Origin of the sequence: Kitasatospora viridis (assembly GCF_007829815.1) — a bacterium.
Taxonomy (GTDB): Bacteria; Actinomycetota; Actinomycetes; order Streptomycetales; family Streptomycetaceae; genus Kitasatospora; species Kitasatospora viridis.
Map to the genome: position 1 here is coordinate 5,393,847 of NZ_VIWT01000001.1, position 16,904 is coordinate 5,410,750.

Annotated in this window: 14 protein-coding genes; 5 read left to right on the forward strand and 9 right to left on the reverse strand. The window is 72.9% G+C overall.

Going from position 1 to position 16,904, the window contains the following annotated elements:
* The first annotated feature begins 130 nt into the window (after nt 1-130).
* The gene (locus FHX73_RS24165; protein ID WP_145907011.1) at nt 131-949 is read left to right on the forward strand and encodes an SDR family NAD(P)-dependent oxidoreductase; all 819 of its coding nucleotides are present in this window, start codon (nt 131-133) and stop codon (nt 947-949) included.
* Between the two features lie 7 nt (nt 950-956).
* Here the strand turns inward: FHX73_RS24165 and FHX73_RS24170 are convergent, their stop codons facing one another.
* The 4 genes from FHX73_RS24170 to FHX73_RS24185 all read right to left on the reverse strand — a co-directional run bounded on the left by FHX73_RS24170 (nt 957) and on the right by FHX73_RS24185 (nt 4,915).
* Nucleotides 957-1,835, reverse strand: coding sequence for a polysaccharide deacetylase family protein (locus FHX73_RS24170; RefSeq protein ID WP_145907012.1), 879 nt, complete (start codon nt 1,833-1,835; stop codon nt 957-959).
* Nucleotides 1,836-1,935: 100 nt separating this feature from the next.
* Complete coding sequence (locus FHX73_RS24175) at nt 1,936-3,507, reverse strand: alpha-amylase family glycosyl hydrolase (protein ID WP_145907013.1); 1,572 nt, start codon at nt 3,505-3,507, stop codon at nt 1,936-1,938.
* Nucleotides 3,508-3,617: 110 nt separating this feature from the next.
* Nucleotides 3,618-4,316, reverse strand: a complete 699-nt coding sequence (locus FHX73_RS24180) for a class F sortase (protein WP_145907014.1) — start codon at nt 4,314-4,316, stop codon at nt 3,618-3,620.
* Between the two features lie 116 nt (nt 4,317-4,432).
* The gene (locus FHX73_RS24185) at nt 4,433-4,915 is read right to left on the reverse strand and encodes a hypothetical protein (protein ID WP_145907015.1); all 483 of its coding nucleotides are present in this window, start codon (nt 4,913-4,915) and stop codon (nt 4,433-4,435) included.
* A gap of 205 nt (nt 4,916-5,120) precedes the next feature.
* Here FHX73_RS24185 and FHX73_RS24190 point away from each other — a divergent pair, with 205 nt between their 5' ends.
* Complete coding sequence (locus FHX73_RS24190) at nt 5,121-5,390, forward strand: DUF1876 domain-containing protein (protein WP_145907016.1); 270 nt, start codon at nt 5,121-5,123, stop codon at nt 5,388-5,390.
* Between the two features lie 142 nt (nt 5,391-5,532).
* A complete protein-coding gene (locus FHX73_RS24195; RefSeq protein ID WP_425461450.1) occupies nt 5,533-7,458 on the forward strand; it encodes a Xaa-Pro dipeptidyl-peptidase in 1,926 nt (641 codons plus the stop codon).
* A gap of 52 nt (nt 7,459-7,510) precedes the next feature.
* Here the strand turns inward: FHX73_RS24195 and FHX73_RS24200 are convergent, their stop codons facing one another.
* Both FHX73_RS24200 and FHX73_RS24205 read right to left on the reverse strand, forming a co-directional pair.
* On the reverse strand, nt 7,511-7,744 hold the full coding sequence (locus tag FHX73_RS24200) for a ferredoxin (RefSeq protein ID WP_211786247.1): 234 nt from the start codon (nt 7,742-7,744) through the stop codon (nt 7,511-7,513).
* Nucleotides 7,741-8,883 (reverse strand): cytochrome P450, encoded by a 1,143-nt coding sequence (locus FHX73_RS24205; RefSeq protein WP_145908488.1) that lies wholly within the window; start codon nt 8,881-8,883, stop codon nt 7,741-7,743. The genes FHX73_RS24200 and FHX73_RS24205 overlap by 4 nt, the downstream gene beginning before the upstream one ends.
* A 245-nt stretch (nt 8,884-9,128) precedes the next feature.
* On the opposite strand from FHX73_RS24205, the gene FHX73_RS24210 reads away from it, so the two are divergent.
* Together FHX73_RS24210 and FHX73_RS24215 are read left to right on the forward strand one after the other, a co-directional pair.
* Nucleotides 9,129-10,073 (forward strand): ATP-binding cassette domain-containing protein, encoded by a 945-nt coding sequence (locus FHX73_RS24210; RefSeq protein WP_246213687.1) that lies wholly within the window; start codon nt 9,129-9,131, stop codon nt 10,071-10,073.
* The gene (locus FHX73_RS24215) at nt 10,073-10,936 is read left to right on the forward strand and encodes an ABC transporter permease (RefSeq protein WP_145907018.1); all 864 of its coding nucleotides are present in this window, start codon (nt 10,073-10,075) and stop codon (nt 10,934-10,936) included. The genes FHX73_RS24210 and FHX73_RS24215 overlap by 1 nt, the downstream gene beginning before the upstream one ends.
* A 30-nt stretch (nt 10,937-10,966) precedes the next feature.
* On the opposite strand, the gene metG is transcribed toward FHX73_RS24215, so the two are convergent.
* The 3 genes from metG to lysA form a co-directional block, all read right to left on the reverse strand.
* Nucleotides 10,967-12,676, reverse strand: a complete 1,710-nt coding sequence (metG, locus tag FHX73_RS24220; RefSeq protein ID WP_145907019.1) for a methionine--tRNA ligase — start codon at nt 12,674-12,676, stop codon at nt 10,967-10,969.
* 203 nt (nt 12,677-12,879) lie between these two features.
* Entirely contained in the window at nt 12,880-14,718 is a 1,839-nt protein-coding gene (locus tag FHX73_RS24225) for an LCP family protein (RefSeq protein ID WP_145907020.1), read from the reverse strand.
* Between the two features lie 267 nt (nt 14,719-14,985).
* Nucleotides 14,986-16,251 (reverse strand): diaminopimelate decarboxylase, encoded by a 1,266-nt coding sequence (lysA, locus tag FHX73_RS24230; protein WP_145907021.1) that lies wholly within the window; start codon nt 16,249-16,251, stop codon nt 14,986-14,988.
* Between the last annotated feature and the right edge of the window lie 653 nt (nt 16,252-16,904).

Sequence of the window (16,904 nt, forward strand, 5' to 3'; positions counted from 1 at the left end):
CGTCCGGGTGAGGGCGGCGGGCCGGCCCGTGTGGCCAGGTGTGCCGGGTGGGAGCGGCGAGCATGCTGTTGCGGACACCACGCGGGGACCGCACAGCAGCCCGCGGAACGCGACGCGGGAGGGAGCGGCGATGCGCACCGGCACGCTGGAGGGACAGGTGGCCCTGGTGACCGGCGCCGGCCGGGGGATCGGGCGGGAGATCGCGCTCGGCCTGGCCGCCGAGGGGATGGCGGTGGGGCTGGTCGGCCGGACCCTGGAGTCGCTGACCGGGACCCTCAAGGCCTGCGTCAAGGAGGGCGCCCGGGGGATCGCGGTGACCGCCGACGTGGCCCGGCCCGGCGCGGTCCGGGAGGCGGTGCGCAGCGTGGAGCGCGACCTCGGGCCGATCGACCTGCTGGTCAACAACGCCGGGCAGGTGGACCGGGCCGAGGTGCCGATCTGGGAGGTCGACCCGGGCCAGTGGTGGCAGGTGGTGGAGGTGAACCTGCGCGGGCCGTTCAACCTGATGCGCAGCGTGCTGCCCGGCATGGTGGAGCGGCGCCGGGGCCGGATCCTCAACCTGAACTCGGGCTTCGCGGTGCGCCCCGACGGCCACTACACGGCCTACGCCACCTCCAAGGGCGCGCTGCTCCAGCTCTCCGACAACATCGCCGACTCGCTGGCCGAGCACCACGTGGTGGTGCTGGACATCAGTCCCGGCGCGGTGGCCACCGACATGACTGCCGGGATGCCGATGTTCGCCGGGATGAAGGAGTGGAACAGCATCCCGTACATGGTCGCGGTCGCGGTGGACGCGGCCCGGGGGCGGTTCGACGCGCTGCACGGGCGGTTCCTGCACGCGGGGCGGGACGACCTGGAGCAGTTGGTGGCCGCGGCCGAGCGGATCCGGGCGCTGGACGCCCGGACCCTGCGGCTGCGGTCCTACGGGGACGACGACCCGCTGAGTTGACGGCGGCTCAGGTGGCGGCGCACAGCCGACTGGCCGTCACCGCGGTGAGGCCGCGCTCGCGCAGCCCGTCCAGCACGGCGGGCAGCGCGTCCACCGTGCCCTGGTGGCCCATGTGCAGGGCGACGATCGAGCCGGGCTTGACCGCGCCGAGGATCCGGCGCTGCACCGCGTCCGCGCCCGGGTCGGCGTAGTCGCGCGGGTCCAGGTCGAAGGAGAGCAGGTGTTCGTAGCCGGCCCGGCGGGCCTGCTCCTTGACCTGGCTGGTGGCGAACTGCGCCTCGGAGGGCCGGAACCAGCGGCCGATCGAGCCGGTGAGCGCCTTCAGCCGGTCGGCGCAGGCGGTGATCTCGGCGTAGGCCTGGTCCGGGGACATGGAGGAGATGTCCAGGTGGTTCTGGGTGTGGTTGCCCAGCTCGTGGCCGCCGTCCAGGATCCGCCGGGCCAGCTGCGGCTGCTGGTCCAGCCAGCTGCCGACGGCGAGCACGGTGAGCTGGGCGCCGTGCTGCTCGGCGGCGGTCAGCAGGGCGAGCGCGAGCGCGGGGTCGCCCTGGCCGTGGAAGGTGAGCGCCACCTGGGGACGGTCGCGCGGTCCGGTGACCACCTCCTGCGGGGTGCCGGGGGCCAGCGGTGGCTGCTCGGCGGCCGGGGAGGGGCTGGGTGGCTGGGTCGGGGAGGGGGCGGCCGGGCTCCCGGTCACGTGCGGGAACAGGTTCGGGGAGAGCGGGGAGCCGGTGGCCGCGGGTCGGGTCGGGGCGGCGGTGGCGGGGTGCGGCCCGCCGGCTGCGGTGGCGGCCTCCCGGCCGCAGCCGGCCAGCAGACCGCCGGTCGCCGTCAGGGTGGCCAGCTGGGCGGAGGTGCGCAGGATGCTGCGTCGGTCGACTGTCATCGCGAATCAGCATAAATAGGGTGGAACCGGACAGCCATCCAGAGCCGACGGCGCGTCAGCTGTCGGTGGGTCAACTTTTGGTCACGTACCTGACCCGGTGTCAGAGCCGGAAGATCCCGTAGCCGAAGCCCTCGGCGCCGATCCGCCGTCCGTCCACCGCTGCGCCGCGCACCACGAGCCCGGTGGCCGGCCCGACCGGCTCGGGCAGCAGCAGCTCGGCCGGCTCCCGGCGCGGGTTGACCACCACGAGGTGGTGCTCGCCCCGCCGGTAGACCAGCGGGTAGCCGGCGCCCAGCACCGTCACCGTGCCGCCGGTGGACAGCTCCGGGGTCCGCCGGCGCAGCCGGACCAGCCGGCGCACCTGCCGGTAGAGCGAGTCCGGGTCGGTGCGCTGGTCCGCCACGTTCGGCCGGTCCACGGCCGGGTCGAGCGGGAGGTAGAAGTCGGCCGGGTCGGCGCTGGAGAAACCGGCGCCCGGCGAGCCGTCCCACTGCATCGGGGTGCGCGAGCCCTGCCGGGCCTCGGTGCCGAACTGGCTGCCCTCCTTCTCCGGCAGCCCGGGCAGGTAGCGCATGCCGATCTCGTCGCCGTAGTAGATCACCGGCAGGCTGGGCCAGCTGAGCAGGAAGGCGAAGGCGCAGGCGGTCTGCTCGCGGGTGCGCGGGCCGCAGGTGAGCCGGGAGAAGTCGTGGTTGGCGGTGGGCAGCGCGGTCAGCCCGGCGCCCTTGATCGCCCGGTCGGCCGCGGTCCAGGCGGCCAGGAACTCGGCGGGGGAGCCGGCGCCCTCGGCGTCGAAGTAGCAGGGCCGGCCGTCGGCCCAGCGGCCCTGGCTGCCGGCGCCGTTGTCCCAGAGCGAGCGCAGCGCCCGGCCGTTGAAGTGCAGGAAGAAGTCGGCGTGCAGGCCGGCCGGGACGGAGGTGGCCGGGTCGCCCCACTCGGCGATCAGCGCCCGGTCCGGGTAGTGCGCGTCCAGCCACTCGCGCAGCTCGCCCCAGAGCCGCCCGGTCTCCAGGTGCCCGGGGTCGTCCTTGACCAGGGAGGCGGCCATGTCCACCCGGAAGCCGGCCACCCCGAGGTCGAACCAGTGCGCCATGACCTCGCGCAGCGCCGCCCGGTTGGCGAGCGGGCCCGGGGCGTCCACCGGGCTGCGCCAGGGCTCGGCCGGGTGCGGGCGGGCGTAGCCGAAGTTGAGCGCGGGCTGGATCGGGTAGAAGTTGGCCCGGTAGAAGCCGCCGCGCGGGCCCAGGTTGGGGATCCACTCGTGGACCGGGGCGGTGATCCGGTCCGACCAGACGTACCGGTCGTCGGCCGGGTCCGCGGCGGAGCGCCGGAACCAGGGGTGGCGGTGCGAGGTGTGACCGGGCACCAGGTCCAGCAGCACCCGGATGCCGTGCTCGCGGGCGGCGGCGACCAGCGCGACCAGGTCGGCGTTGGTGCCGTAGCGCGGGGCGATGGTCAGGTAGTCGCTGACGTCGTAGCCGGCGTCGCCGAACTCGGAGGCGAAGCACGGGCTGAGCCAGACCGCGGTGACGCCCAGCTCGGCCAGGTGGTCGAGCCGGGCGGTCAGGCCGGGCAGGTCGCCGATGCCGTCGCCGTTCGCGTCGGCGAAGGACTGCGGGTAGACCTGGTAGAGCACGCCCTCGGCGAGCCAGTCGGGGACGGAGCGGGTCATCGCGCGGCCTCCTGGTGTGGGGGTACCGCTCGATGATGCGTCAGATCGCGGCGCCGCGGGACGGGTTCGCCGGGTCCGGAGGTGGGTCCGGCGGTCGGTCCGGCGGTCGGTCAGGTCTCGCGCAGGCCGCTGAGGTGGGCGAAGACCACGACGTTGGCGGTGTAGTCGCCGCGCTGCCGGTCGTAGGCGCCGCCGCAGGTGATCAGCCGCAACTGGGCGTCCTGGGTGGGGCCGTAGACCCGGTCGTCCGGGAAGGCGTCCTTCGCGAAGACCTCCACGCTGTCCACGGTGAAGGTGGCGGTCACCAGGTCGTCGCGGTCGATGTCCACGGTCGCGCCCTGGGTGAGCGTGGACAGGCCCCAGAAGACGGCCGGCGCGGTCTGGGTGTCGACGTGGCCGAGCACGATCGCCGGGCCCTTGTTGCCGGGCACCGTGCCGCCCTGGTACCAGCCGACCAGGTTGGTGTCGTCCGGCGGCGGGGCGTTGAGCACGCCGTTGGAGCCGAGGCTCAGGCCGGTGAACGGGGCGGTGACGCCGATCGCCGGGATCGACAGCCGGGTCGGGCGGGCGTCCGGCACCGCCACGGCCGGGACGGTCCGCTTCGCCTGGGCGCTCGGGCTCGCGGCGGCGGCCTGGGCGGCGGTGGGCTGACGGGGCGGCAGGGCCGGGCGCGGGTCGGCGGAGCGGTGGATCAGCACCAGGCCGAGCAGGCAGCTGAGCAGCGCGGCGAAGAGCGCGTTCCGGCGCCGACGGCTGAGCTTCTCGTTGAACGGGGCGGGGTCGCCGTCGTGGGGAACCTTGGGGCTCATGCCGGACCTTTCGCGGGCAGCCGGTGGTGGAACGGGGGCGGGCCCCGCGCGGCCCGCCCGCCGGGGACGGGCGGGCGGGCCGGACGGGGCGCCGGGGGTGGGGCGCCGGGGCGGGGTCAGGCCTGCGAGGGCGCCGGCTTGCGGCGGCGCAGGGCCAGCGCACCGACGACCAGACCGCCGGCCAGCAGCACGCCGCCGGTGGCCAGGCTGTGGTCGGCGGTCAGCGCGCCGAAGCCGCCGCCGGTGTGCACGCCGCCGTGCGGGCGGTGCTCGCCGTCGTGGTCGCCGGACATCCCGTGGTCGTGGTCCCGGTCGCGGTCGCCGGGCGTGCCGTGGTCCCGGTCACGGTCGCGGTCACCGTGGTCCTTGTCGCGGTCGGAGCGGTCCTTCGAGTCCGCCTTCTGGTCGTCGGCCTTGTGGTCGTCGGCCTTCTGGTCGTCGGCCTTGTGGTCGTCGGTCCGCCGGTCGTCCGGCTGGGTGGTGACGACCGGGTGGTCGGCCGGAGCGCCGGGCGTGGTGTCGGCGAAGGCGGTGGTCGGGGCCAGGCTCAGCGCGGCGGCGGTGAGGCCGGCGGCGACGAGGTGGTGTGCACGACGCATGGTGAGGGTTTCCCTTTCCTGGGCGCGCCGGGACGGGCCGACCGTCGGTCGGCCTCGGGGACATCCCGGGTGCTGGCTCAACCGTCGGCCGGGTCGGGGCGGGCTGCCACTACATCGCGTGCGAACGTGTGACGCTGCGTCCACCCGGGGGAGGTCGCGGTTACCGCGGGTGCATCCTGGAGGAGGAGCCACGGAGGTGACGGCGATGACGAACACGCTGGTCGGATGGCACATCGAGGTCGAGTTCGCCGAGGAGGGCGCGCACACGGCGGCGGCGGTGCTGCTCCGGCTGCCCGACGGCCGGGAGCTGCGCGCCCGCGGCGACACCAGCAGGCACCCGGCCGATCCCGAGCAGGAGCGGGTCGGCGAGGAGGTGGCCACGGCCCGTGCCTTGCAGGCGCTGGCCAGGCAACTGCTGGACAAGGCGCACGAGGAGATCGACGACCTGGGCGCGGTGCCGAGCTACCCGCTCTGAGCCGGCGGGCGGCCGTGCGTCGAACGGCCGTGGGGTGTCGGTGGGTTGGTGGTGTTGACGGTTCGTCAGGCGACCGGTCGGCGAGCTGACGAGTCAACATGAACATGACTGGGTACGGTCATCGTTTGTGAGACACCGCCGCATTCCCCCGGTGACGGTCATCGCCACCCTGCTGCTCGCGTTCGCCGCCGGCCTGCTCGGCCCGGTCGGCACTGCCTGGGCCGGCTCCGTGCACGACGGCGCCAGCCAACCCGTCTACTCCTACGCCGACGCGATCCGCGAGACCGTCTGGGTCGACACCGGCCTGGACGGCGTGCGCGGGGGAGCCGGCCACGACCGGGTCGCCGCCGACATCATCCGCCCGCGCGAGCCGGCCGCCCACGGGCGCCGGATCCCGGTGATCATGGACGCCAGCCCGTACTACTCCTGCTGCGGGCGGGGCAACGACAGCCAGGTCAAGACCTATGACGCGAACGGGAACCCGCTGCAGTTCCCGCTCTACTACGACAACTACTTCGTGCCGCGCGGCTACGCCGTGGTGCTGGTCGACCTGGCCGGAACAAACCGCTCGGACGGCTGCGTGGACGTCGGCGGCGCCTCCGACGTGACCAGTGCCAAGGCGGTCGTCGACTGGCTGAACGGCCGGGCCACCGGCTACAGCGCGCGCACCGCGGGAACGCCGGTGCGGGCCGGCTGGGCGGACGGCTCGGTCGGCATGATCGGCAAGTCCTGGGACGGCACGGTCGCCAACGGCGTGGCCGCCACCGGCGTCGCGGGCCTGAAGACCATCGTGCCGATCTCCGCGATCAGCGACTGGTACGACTACTACCGCTCCCAGGGCGCCCCGCTCTACCAGGGCACCCCCGCCGACCTGGCGAGCTACGTGGAGGACCCGGCCACCACCGCCAAGTGCGCCGCCGAGCAGGCCGACCTGGCCGCCGGCGCGCCCTACGACGGCGACTGGAACGGGTTCTGGCAGCAGCGCGACTACGTGGCCGACGCGAGCAAGGTGAAGGCCAGCGTCTTCGTGGTGCACGGCATGCAGGACCTCAACGTGCGGGCCGACGAGTTCGGGCCCTGGTGGGACGCGCTCGCCGCGCGCGGCGTGCCGCGCAAGATCTGGCTCTCCCAGACCGGCCACGTCGACCCCTTCGACTACCGGCGCTCGGCCTGGGTGGACACCCTGCACAGCTGGTTCGACCACTACCTGATGGGCGTCGACAACGGCATCGACCGCCAGCCGATGGCCGACATCGAGCGCGCCCCCGACCAGTGGTCCACCGACGCCAAGTGGCCCGCCCCGGGCACCCGTCAGGACCTGGTGGCCCTGGCCCCCGGCACCCTCGGCGCCGGCGCGGGCGGCACGGTGGGCTTCACCGACGACCCCACCCGCGACGAGAACGCCTGGGCCGCCGACGTGGACCGGACCACCCCGGACAAGACCGTGTTCAGCAGCGGCGTGCTCCAGCACGACCTGCGGGTCTCCGGCAGCGGCTCGCTCACCCTCACCGTCGCCTCCAGTACCACCAGCGCCCACCTGAGCGCCGTCCTGGTGGACGTCGGCCCGGCCGTGATCCGCGACTACCAGGGCGCCGGCGAGGGGATCAACACCCTCACCACCCAGTCCTGTTGGGGCGAGGGCACGCCGACCGACACCGGCTGCTTCATGGACACCTCGGCGGCCACCGCACAGGTCGGGGCGACCGTGTTCAGCCGGGGCTGGATCGACCTCGGGCACTACGCCTCGCTGGACCAGCAGCGGCCGCTCACCCCGGGTGCCCCGTACCGGATGACCGTCCAACTCGCTCCCACCGACCACGTGGTGCCGGCCGGCCACCGGCTGGCGCTGATCGTGGCCGGCACCGACGCCAACCTGATCGACCCGCCGGACACCCGGCCCACCCTGACGGTCGACCTCTCGCACTCCCAGCTGCGGCTGCCGCTGACCGCCGGAGCCGACACCGTGACGCCCGGTCAGCCGCCCGCGCCGACCATGGCGCCCAGCACGGCGCCGCTCACCGTGCTGCGGCCCACCCAGCAACGGGACGCGCTGGCCGACCTGCGCTGAACCGGCCGCCGGCGCCCGGAGCTTCCAGCCGGGCGCCGGTGGCCGTGGCCGGTCAGGGCGCCAACTGCTCGCCGGTGGCCGCGCGGTGCACGGTGATCGCCTCCATCGGGCAGAGCTCGGCCGCCTCCACCACCGCGTCCAGCGCGTCGGTGCGCCCGCGCACCGGCCGGGCCCGGCCGTCCGGCCCGAGCTCCAGGTCGGCGGGCGCGCTCGCGGTGCAGAGCGCGGTGCCGGCGCACCGGGTGCGGTCCACGGCGACCGTCAGCTCGCCCGCCCCGGCGCTCACCAGGCGGCCGGCAGGGTCTGCGGGCAGCGGGTCATCAGGCCCCGGCGCCAGTCGATCTCCTCGACCGGCACGGTGAGCCGCAGCCCCGGCAGCCGGCGGGCCAGCCGGTGCAGCGCCAACTCCAGCTCCAGCCGGGCCAGCCAGGCGCCCAGGCAGTGGTGCGGGCCGGCGCCGAAGGTCAGGTGCGGGGTGCCGGGCGGCTCGAACAGCTGCTCGCGCCAGGAGGTCGGGAAGACCTCCGGGTCGTGGTTGGCGGCGAAGGTGTCGGCGGCCACCACCGAGCCGGCCGGGATCAGCACCCCGCCGATCTCCACGTCCTCCCGGGCCCGGCGCAGCGTGCCCGGCAGCACGTCGTTCTCGCCGAGCGGGATGCCGCGCAGCAGCTGCTCGGTGGCCGCGCCGGCCCGCTGCTCGTCGCCGGCCAGCGCCTGCCAGGCCGCCCGGTCCTCGCTCAGCAGGTAGACCAGGGCGTTGCTCAGCGAGGTCATGGTGGTCTCGTGACCGGCCACCACCAGACCGATCACCAGCATCACGATCTGATCCTGCGTCACCTCGCCGTCCTGGTCGGCGGCCAGGACCAGCGAGCTGACCAGGTCGTCACCCGGATCGGCGCGCCGCTTGGCGACCAGCGCGGCACCGAACCCGGCGAAGTCCAGGATCGCCTCCTGCACCTGCGCGGGGGTGTAGGCGGAGGCGGAGAGCGCGTGGTCGCTCCAGTAGGCCAGCCGCTTGAGGTCCACGTCCTCCAGGCCCATCAGCCGGCTGATCACCGCGACCGGCAGCGGGCGGGCCAGCAGCGCCACCAGGTCGGCCGGCTGCTCGGCGTCGCTCAGCCTGCTGACCAGGTCCTCCACCACCGAGGCGACCCAGGGGCGCCAGCGCTCGATGGCCCGCGGGGTGAAGGCCCGCTGCACGGTGCGGCGCAGCCGCTGGTGCTCGACGCCGTCCACGCTGAGGATGGTGTCCGGGGAGTCGAGCAGGTTCGGGTACGGGGTGAGCGGCGGGGCGTCGGGGGCGAACAGGCCGGACCGGTCCAGGCGCGGGTCGGTCAGCACCTGCCGCACGTCGGCGTGCCGGCGGACCAGGTAGGCCGGGGTGCCGGTGCGCAGCTCGGTGAGCGTGGGCGGGGCGGGATCCATGGCACGCAGGCAGTGCAGCGGGATCAGGGGTTCGAGGGCGGCGGCTTCACTGGGGTCGAGGGACACGGGAATCCTCCGGGGATAGGCCTTGCTACTGACGGTAGACGGCCGATCACCCGTCAGCCAGGGGGTGTTCTCGGCCACTTGGGGCGCGCGCGGGGGCGCTGGGCGCGGTTGCCCGGGGCGCCGCGCCGGGCGCATCGTGGAGGGGGAGCCTGGAGGTGCCGGCGGTGGACGAGGCGGCGGTGATTCGCACGCAGGGGCTGACCAAGACCTATCCGGGCACCGGCGTGCGGGCGGTGGACCGGCTCGACCTCCAGGTGCGCCGCGGCGAACTCTTCGGGCTGCTCGGGCCGAACGGGGCGGGCAAGACCACCACGGTCGGGATGCTCACCACCCGGGTGGTGCCCAGCTCCGGGCGGGCCTGGATCGGCGGCATCGACGTGGTGGCCCGGCCGACCCTGGTCAAGCAGGTGATCGCGGTGGTCTCGCAGCAGAACACCCTGGACCGCTCGCTCACCGTGCGGGAGAACCTGGTCTACCACGGCCTGCTCTTCGGCTTCCCGGCCCGCGAGGCCCGCCGCACCGCCGACGGGCTGCTGGAGCGGTTCCACCTCGGGCGGTGGGCCGACGCCTCGGTCTACGCGCTCTCCGGCGGGCTGGCCCAGCGACTGATGGTCGCCCGGGCGATCTTCCACCGCCCGGCGGTGCTCTTCCTGGACGAGCCGACGGCGGGCCTGGACCCGCAGAGCCGGCTGGCGCTCTGGGAGATCCTGGCCGCGCTGATCGCCGAGGGCCAGACCATCCTGCTCACCACCCACAACATGGAGGAGGCCGACCAACTCTGCGACCGGGTCGCGGTGATCGACCACGGCCGGGTGCTGGCGCTGGACACCCCGGCCGCGCTCAAGCAGGCGGTGGACGCGGACACCGTGGTGACCGTCCAGGCGGGCGGCGAACCGGGTGCGCTGGCGGAGCTGCTGGCCCGCGAGGTGGCCGGGGTGAACCGCACCCGGCTGCTGCCCGGCGGGGTCGAGCTCCAGGTCAAGGGCGGCGGCGCGAACCGGCTGCTGCCCCGGGTGCTGAACGCGGCGGAGAACGGCGGGTTCGAGGTGGCCGACCTCTCGGTGGCCGCGCCGACCCTGGAGACCGTCTTCATCTCGCTGACCGGGAAGGAGTTGCGGGACTGATGGCCGATCCGGCGATGATCACGGTGACGCCGGCCCGCTCGGTGCCGGCCGCCGCCCGCTCGGCGCTGGGCGCGCTGATCCGGCGGGACCTGCTGGTGCTGCGGAAGAACTTCGGCGAGTTCGCCGGGCGGACGGTGATGCAGCCGCTGCTGCTGGTCTTCGTCTTCCTCTACGTCTTCCCGACCATCGGGCAGGGGGTGGGCGCGGGCGGCGGGAAGTCGGGGGAGTCGGACTTCGCGACGGTGCTGGTGCCCGGGGTGGTCGCGGTGACCATCATGTTCCAGGGCATCCAGTCGGTGGCGATCCAGCTCTCCCAGGAGTTCGGCTACACCCGGGAGATCGAGGACCGGGTGCAGGCACCCTGCCCGCTCTGGCTGGTCGCGGTCTCCCGGGTGCTCTCCGGGGCGACCCAGGGGATGATCTCGGCGGTGATCGTCTTCCCGATCGCCGCGGTGGTGCACGCGCCCGGGGTGCACGCCCACCTGTCGGTGCACTGGTGGGTGGTGGTGACGCTGATCCCGCTCAGCTGCCTGGCGATGACCTCGCTCGGGCTGGTGCTCGGCACCGCCTTCGAACCGCGCAACATCGGGCTGATGTTCGGCTTCGTGGTGCTGCCGCTGGTCTTCCTCGGCGGCACCTACTACCAGTGGACCCGGCTGGCGGCGGTCAAGGTCGGCGGCTTCCCCTGGCTGCAGACCCTGGTGCTGGCCAACCCGCTGATCTACATCGCCGAGGGCATGCGGGCCGGGCTGACCGACGCCTCGCACATGCACCTGTACGTGGTCTACCCGGTGCTGATCGGGTTCTGCGTGCTCTTCCTGGGGCTCGGGCTGCGCAACTTCCGGCGGCGGGTGCTCTCCTGAGCCTCCCGCCGCCGGAACCACACGTCGTTGTTACTGGGCGCCGAAGCGCTCGCGCCACGCCGCCAGGTCGTCCTCGGTGATCTTGGCGAAGAGCACCGGCGGGACGGCGAAGGCGGTGCCGGCCGGCACGAACTCCAGCGCGGCGGCCTGCTCCTGGGAGATCCAGGTCGGCTCGCCCGCCTCGGCGGTGGCGAAGACCGCGCGCATCGCGGCGCTGGAGGCCGGGATGAACGGGGCGGAGACCACGCCGTAGAGGTGGATCAGCTGCATCGCGGTGCGCAGCGTGAGCGCGGCGGCGGCCTCGTCGGTCTTGATCTCCAGCCAGGGGGCCTTGGTCTCCAGGTAGACGTTGCCCGCGCTCCACAGCGCGCGCAGCGCCTGGGCCGCCTTGCGGAACTGCAGCGCGTCCAGGTGGCCCTGGTACTCGGCGAGCAGCCCGGCGATCTCGGTGCCCAGCGCCCGCTCGGCCTCGCCCGGCTCGGCGCCGGCCGGCACGGTGTCGCCGAAGCGCTTCAGCGAGAAGGAGAGCACCCGGTTGACGAAGTTGCCCAGGGTGTCGGCCAGGTCCTTGTTCACGGTGGCGGAGAACAGCTCCCAGCTGAAGCTGGTGTCGTCCGACTCCGGGGCGTTGGCGATCAGGAAGTAGCGCCAGTAGTCGGCGGGCAGCAGCTCCAGCGCGGCGTCGGTGAAGATGCCGTGCTTCTGGCTGGTGGAGAACTTGCCGCCGTAGTAGTTCAGCCAGTTGAAGGCCTTGACGAAGTCGACCTTCTTCCACGGCGCCCGGGTGCCGATCTGGGTGGCCGGGAACATCACGGTGTGGAACGGGACGTTGTCCTTGGCCATGAACTCGGTGTAGCGCACGTCGTCGGCCTGGTACCACCAGGACTTCCAGTCCCGGTTGGCCGGGTCGGCGTCCGACCACTCCTTGGTCGCGCCGATGTACTCGATCGGGGCGTCGAACCAGACGTAGAAGACCTTGCCCTGCGCGGCCATCTCCGGCCAGACGTCGGCCGGGACCGGCACGCCCCAGTCCAGGTCGCGGGTGATCGCACGGTCGTTCAGGCCCTCGGTGAGCCACTTGCGGGCGATCGAGGAGGCCAGCGTCGGCCAGTCCTTGCCGTGCTCGTCGATCCAGGCCTCGACCTCGCCGGCCAGCTTGGACTGCAGCAGGAAGAGGTGGCTGGTCTCGCGGACCTCCAGCTCGGTGGAACCGCTGACCGCCGAGCGCGGGTTGATCAGGTCGGTCGGGTCGAGCAGCCGGGTGCAGTTCTCGCACTGGTCGCCGCGGGCCTTGTCGTAGCCGCAGTGCGGGCAGGTGCCCTCGATGTAGCGGTCCGGCAGGAACCGGCCGTCGGCGATCGAGTAGACCTGGCGGATCGCCCGCTCCTCGATGAAGCCGTTGGCCTGCAGCTCGCGGGCGAACTCCTGGGTGATCTCCCGGTTCTGCTGCGAGGAGGAGCGGCCGAAGTAGTCGAAGGAGAGCGCGAAGCCGTCGTAGATCGCCTTCTGCGCGTCGTGCTGCTCGGCGCAGAACTGCTCGACCGACTGGCCGGCGGCCTTGGCGGCCAGCTCGGCCGGGGTGCCGTGCTCGTCGGTGGCGCAGATGTAGAGCACCTCGTGGCCGCGCTGGCGCAGGTACCGGGAGTAGACGTCCGCCGGGAGCATGGAGCCCACCATGTTCCCCAGGTGCTTGATCCCGTTGATGTAGGGAAGCGCGCTGGTGATCAGGTGTCGAGCCATCCGGGGAAGCTCCTTCTACTGGGGCGGCACCGCTCGGCTCCTGTGCGGGTCGGGCGGGCGGTCGGCGGCCATCGCCGAGGATGCGGCCATTCTATCGGCCGCGAACAGGCTGGTCGTACGTGCTCGGCGGGGTGCCGGCGGCAGCGCGGCGCACAGTGCCGCCGGGCGGGCCCGGCGGCACTGGCAGGCGGCCTGACGCGGGGTCAGGGCTGCGGCACGTTCGGCGGGTTGGCGCTGGTCCAGCTGTAGATGTACTTGCTCTGGCCGTCCTTGAACGAGCTGTACGGCGCCGGGTTGACCTCCATGCACTGGCTGTCGTCCGAGGCGTTCTGCGACTGGGCGGTGGTGGGCATCGCGGTGGGCACGGGCGCCTGCGGGGCGCCGCCGCCCGCGGCGCCGCCGCCGCCGAAGCTGTCGCCGCTGGTCCAGTCGGTGCCGACCTTGAGGGTCAGCGAGGTGCCGGAGGCGCCGGACTGCTCCAGCGCCGAGTCCGGCAGGCCGAGCGCGGCGGCCACGGTCTTGGCCGAGTCCGACTTGTTCGCCGGGTAGAGCAGCTTGGTCGGCGAGTTCGGCACCTTGGTGGTGTCCTTGGCGGCGTGCGTGAAGCCCTGCTTCACCAGCGCGTCGCTGATCGCGGTGGACCGGCCGGCGGCGCCGCTGGAGTTCTGCACGTCGATGTGGATGGTCGACTTGTCCACGGTCACCGCGGGCGGCGCGGCCGGCGCGGGGGCGGCCGGGGCGCTCGGCTGGTCGGTGGCGGGGAGCGTGCCGCCGCCGGCCGGCGGCGGGGCGTTCTTGTCCAGCGCCACGTCGTTGACGATCATCTGGAACAGCTTCTTGGAGTCCGGCGTGGTGACCACCAGCGCGGCGCTCGGGTTCTTCGGGTCCGGCTGGTAGGCCCAGGGCATGGTCACCGTGGTGATCCGCTCGGTCGGCACCTTGTTCAGGTCCAGTGCCAGGTTGGCCAGCGCCTGCACCGAGCCGAGCGCGTTGTCCACCGAGAGCGCCTTGGTCGCGGCCTGCGCCAGGTCGTTCAGTTTCAGCGGGTCGGCCAGCGTCTTGGCCGACTTGAACGAGCGGATCATCGAGTTGATGTAGAGGTGCTGGGCCTGGGCGCGGCCGATGTCGCTGCCGTCGCCGAAGGCGTGCCGGGTGCGCAGCCACTCCAGCGCCTGCTCGCCCTTGATCGAGTGGGTGCCGGCGGCCAGCTCCAGGTGCGAGCCGATCTGGTGGAAGACGCCCTGCGCGTCGGTGTACGGCTGGTAGTCCATGACGTTCTCCTTGGTGCACACCTGCACACCGCCGATGGCGTCGGCCATGTTCACCACGCCGGAGAAGTCGATCATCATGTAGTGGTCGATGTGGATGCCGGTGAGCGACTCCCAGGTGTCCACCACGCAGCCCGGGTCACCGACGTTGAGGCTGTCGGTGATGATGCTGGTGCGGCCCTTCAGCACCTTGCCGCTCTTCGGGTCCTTGCAGTCCGGGATCTTCGCCTGGGTGTCGCGCGGGATGCTCATGATCGAGGCGTTGGACCGGTCCGCGGAGAGGTGCACCAGCATCTCGACGTCCGCGTGCGGGGCGCTGCCGTCGCAGGAGCCGCCGAGCTGGCAGTCGGCGGCGTTGTTGCGGCCGTCGGAGCCCAGCATCAGGATGTTCAGCGGCTTCTGGCCGGCCGCGTTGGCCTTGGAGTCCGGGGCGAGGGCGGTGCCCCCGTTGTTGAGGTTGCCCTTCTTGATGTTGGCGTTGAGCTCCTGGATGTACAGGTAGCCGCCGCCGACCGAGACCAGCAGGGTGATCCCGACGCCGTACGCGGTGAACTTGAGGATCCGCTTGCGCTTGGCGGCCTTGCCCAGCGGCGCCTTGCGGTTGGCCGCCCGGCCGCCGGTCGGCGCGGTGGTGCCGGTACCGCCGGCGCGCCGTCCGCGGCCGCCACCCTTGGCAGCCTGCTGGGCGGCCCGTCGGGCGGCCGCGCGGCCGCCCTCCACGGGGCTGCCGTCGGTCGGCTGACCGCTGGTTGAGCGGTTACCGTCAAGCGTCATAGGTGTCCACCAAGCTGGCCTCGCCAGGTCCTCCCTGGACTCTTGGCGGCAGACTATATCAATTCGAAATCATAGGTTTATGTGAGGATCTTGGGCTCATGAGAGGCCGTCGGAGGTCCTCCGGGCGACCCCCTACTCGGGGGTATCACGCGTCCTGCCAAGGGTGTTGAAGCGAAGCGAAAAAGTGATCGTCCTGTGATTGCATTCCGCTGCGGATGGACACTCGGGCGGCCCGGAGGCGGTGGCCGGCCCGCCCGTTCCGGCGGGTCAGCCCAACTCGGTCTCCAGCGACAGGAGTTCCGCAACCGTCTGGCGGCGGCGGATCAGCCGGGCCTCGGCGCCCTCGACCAGCACCTCGGGGAGCAGCGGGCGGGAGTTGTAGTTGGAGGACATGCTGGCCCCGTAGGCGCCGGTGTCGTGGAAGACCACCAGGTCGCCGATCCGGGCGCTGGGCAGCGGGATCGGCTCCACGTCGCCGCCCTCGACCTGGGTGAAGACGTCGCCCGACTCGCACAGCGGGCCGGCCAGCACGGTGTCCCGGACCGCCTCGGTGCGCGGCTCGCCGCTCGGCGAGAGCACCGAGACGCGGTGGCTGCTGCCGTACATGGCGGGCCGCATCAGGTCGTTGAAGCCGGCGTCGACCAGCACGAAGTGGTTGCTGCCGACCGGCTTCTGGGCCCGCACCTCGCTGGTGAGCACCCCGGCGCCGGCCACCAGGAAGCGCCCCGGCTCGATCTCCAGCCGCACCCGGTGGCCGAGTTCGCGCTCCAGCTCCTGCCGGGCGGAGTCCCAGAGCCGGAAGTAGCGCTCGGTGTCCACCTCCGGCTGGCCCTCCCGGTAGGGCACCGACAGTCCGCCGCCGGCCGAGATCGCCCGGACGTCCCGGCCGCTGAGCCGCACCTGCTTGACCATGGTCTCGCAGACCGCCTCCAGGTGGCCGTAGTCCACCCCGGAGCCGATGTGCATGTGCAGGCCGATCAGCTCCAGCCCGTGACGGTCGATCAGCTCCAGGCTCTCGGCCAGGTGCTCGTGCCAGATGCCGTGCTTGCTCTGCTCGCCGCCGGTGTTGGTCTTGCGGCTGTGGCCGTGCCCGAAGCCGGGGTTGATCCGCAGCCAGACCGGGTGGCCGGGGCTGGCCGTGCCCACCTGGTCGAGCATCTGCGGCGAGCCGGCGTTGACCGGCAGCCGCAGCTCCACCACCCGGCGCAGGGTGGCCCGGTCCAGCAGGTCGGCGGTGAGGACGATCGGCTCGTCGGCGCCGTGCGGTTGGTAGCCGGCGGTCAGCGCGCGCTCGATCTCGCCCAGCGAGACGGCGTCGACCAGCACGCCCTCCTCGCGCATCAGGCGCAGGATGTGGGTGTTGGAGCAGGCCTTCTGGGCGAAGCGGATCACGTCGAAGCCGCGCAGCCGGGCGATCTGGGCGCGGATCCGGTCGGCGTCGTAGATCCAGGCGGGGGTGCCGTACCGCTCGGCGAGGCGGGCCAGCCGGGGGCCGCTCAGCGGGTCGGCTGCAAGCGTGGTCGCAGTGGTCACGGGCTGGTCCTCCGTGCGGGGTCAGGGGTGTCGCGGGCGCCGGTGGTGATCCTGTGCGACCGGGCGGCCGGCCCGCTCGGCTGTCCGCTCCTTGGACCGTACCGGCGGCCGTGACGGCGGCGAAATCGCTGATCAGGCCCGCTGGGGCGGGGTTTTCGGCATGGCTCGCGGTCCGGCGGAACTTGTCCGCGAACGGGTGGCGCGGGGTGGACGAATCCCGTCGGGAGGCAGGTCGGCCGGGAGAAAATCCCGTACCCGGGCGCCCGGGAATTTGTCGTGCGCATGGTAAATAGGAGCTGGGTGCAGACCGTGAATACCGTACCGGCCGCCCCCTGCGGAATTGCCGCCCGATATCGCCCCGGAGCCCCTCCCCGCGGTCTTTCGGGCCATTCAGTGAATGGATTCACCGAGGTGGATTCCGGTGCGGCCCGTTCAACCGTCGGATTCGGCCGGTCGAACACCCGGGCACCCGCGTCGCAGCCCGGTGACGGTCTGTCGGCGCGGGACGGTATGGCTTGTGGGACAAGGAAATTGGGGCGTCGGCGAACTGTCGGCAGGACTGTCGACACTGTGTCAGGAACGCTTGTAGCTTGTGGGACGAAATCGCTGGGGCTCCGCGGCGGCGACCCGGTCCGTGCTCGGACGCACCGGGG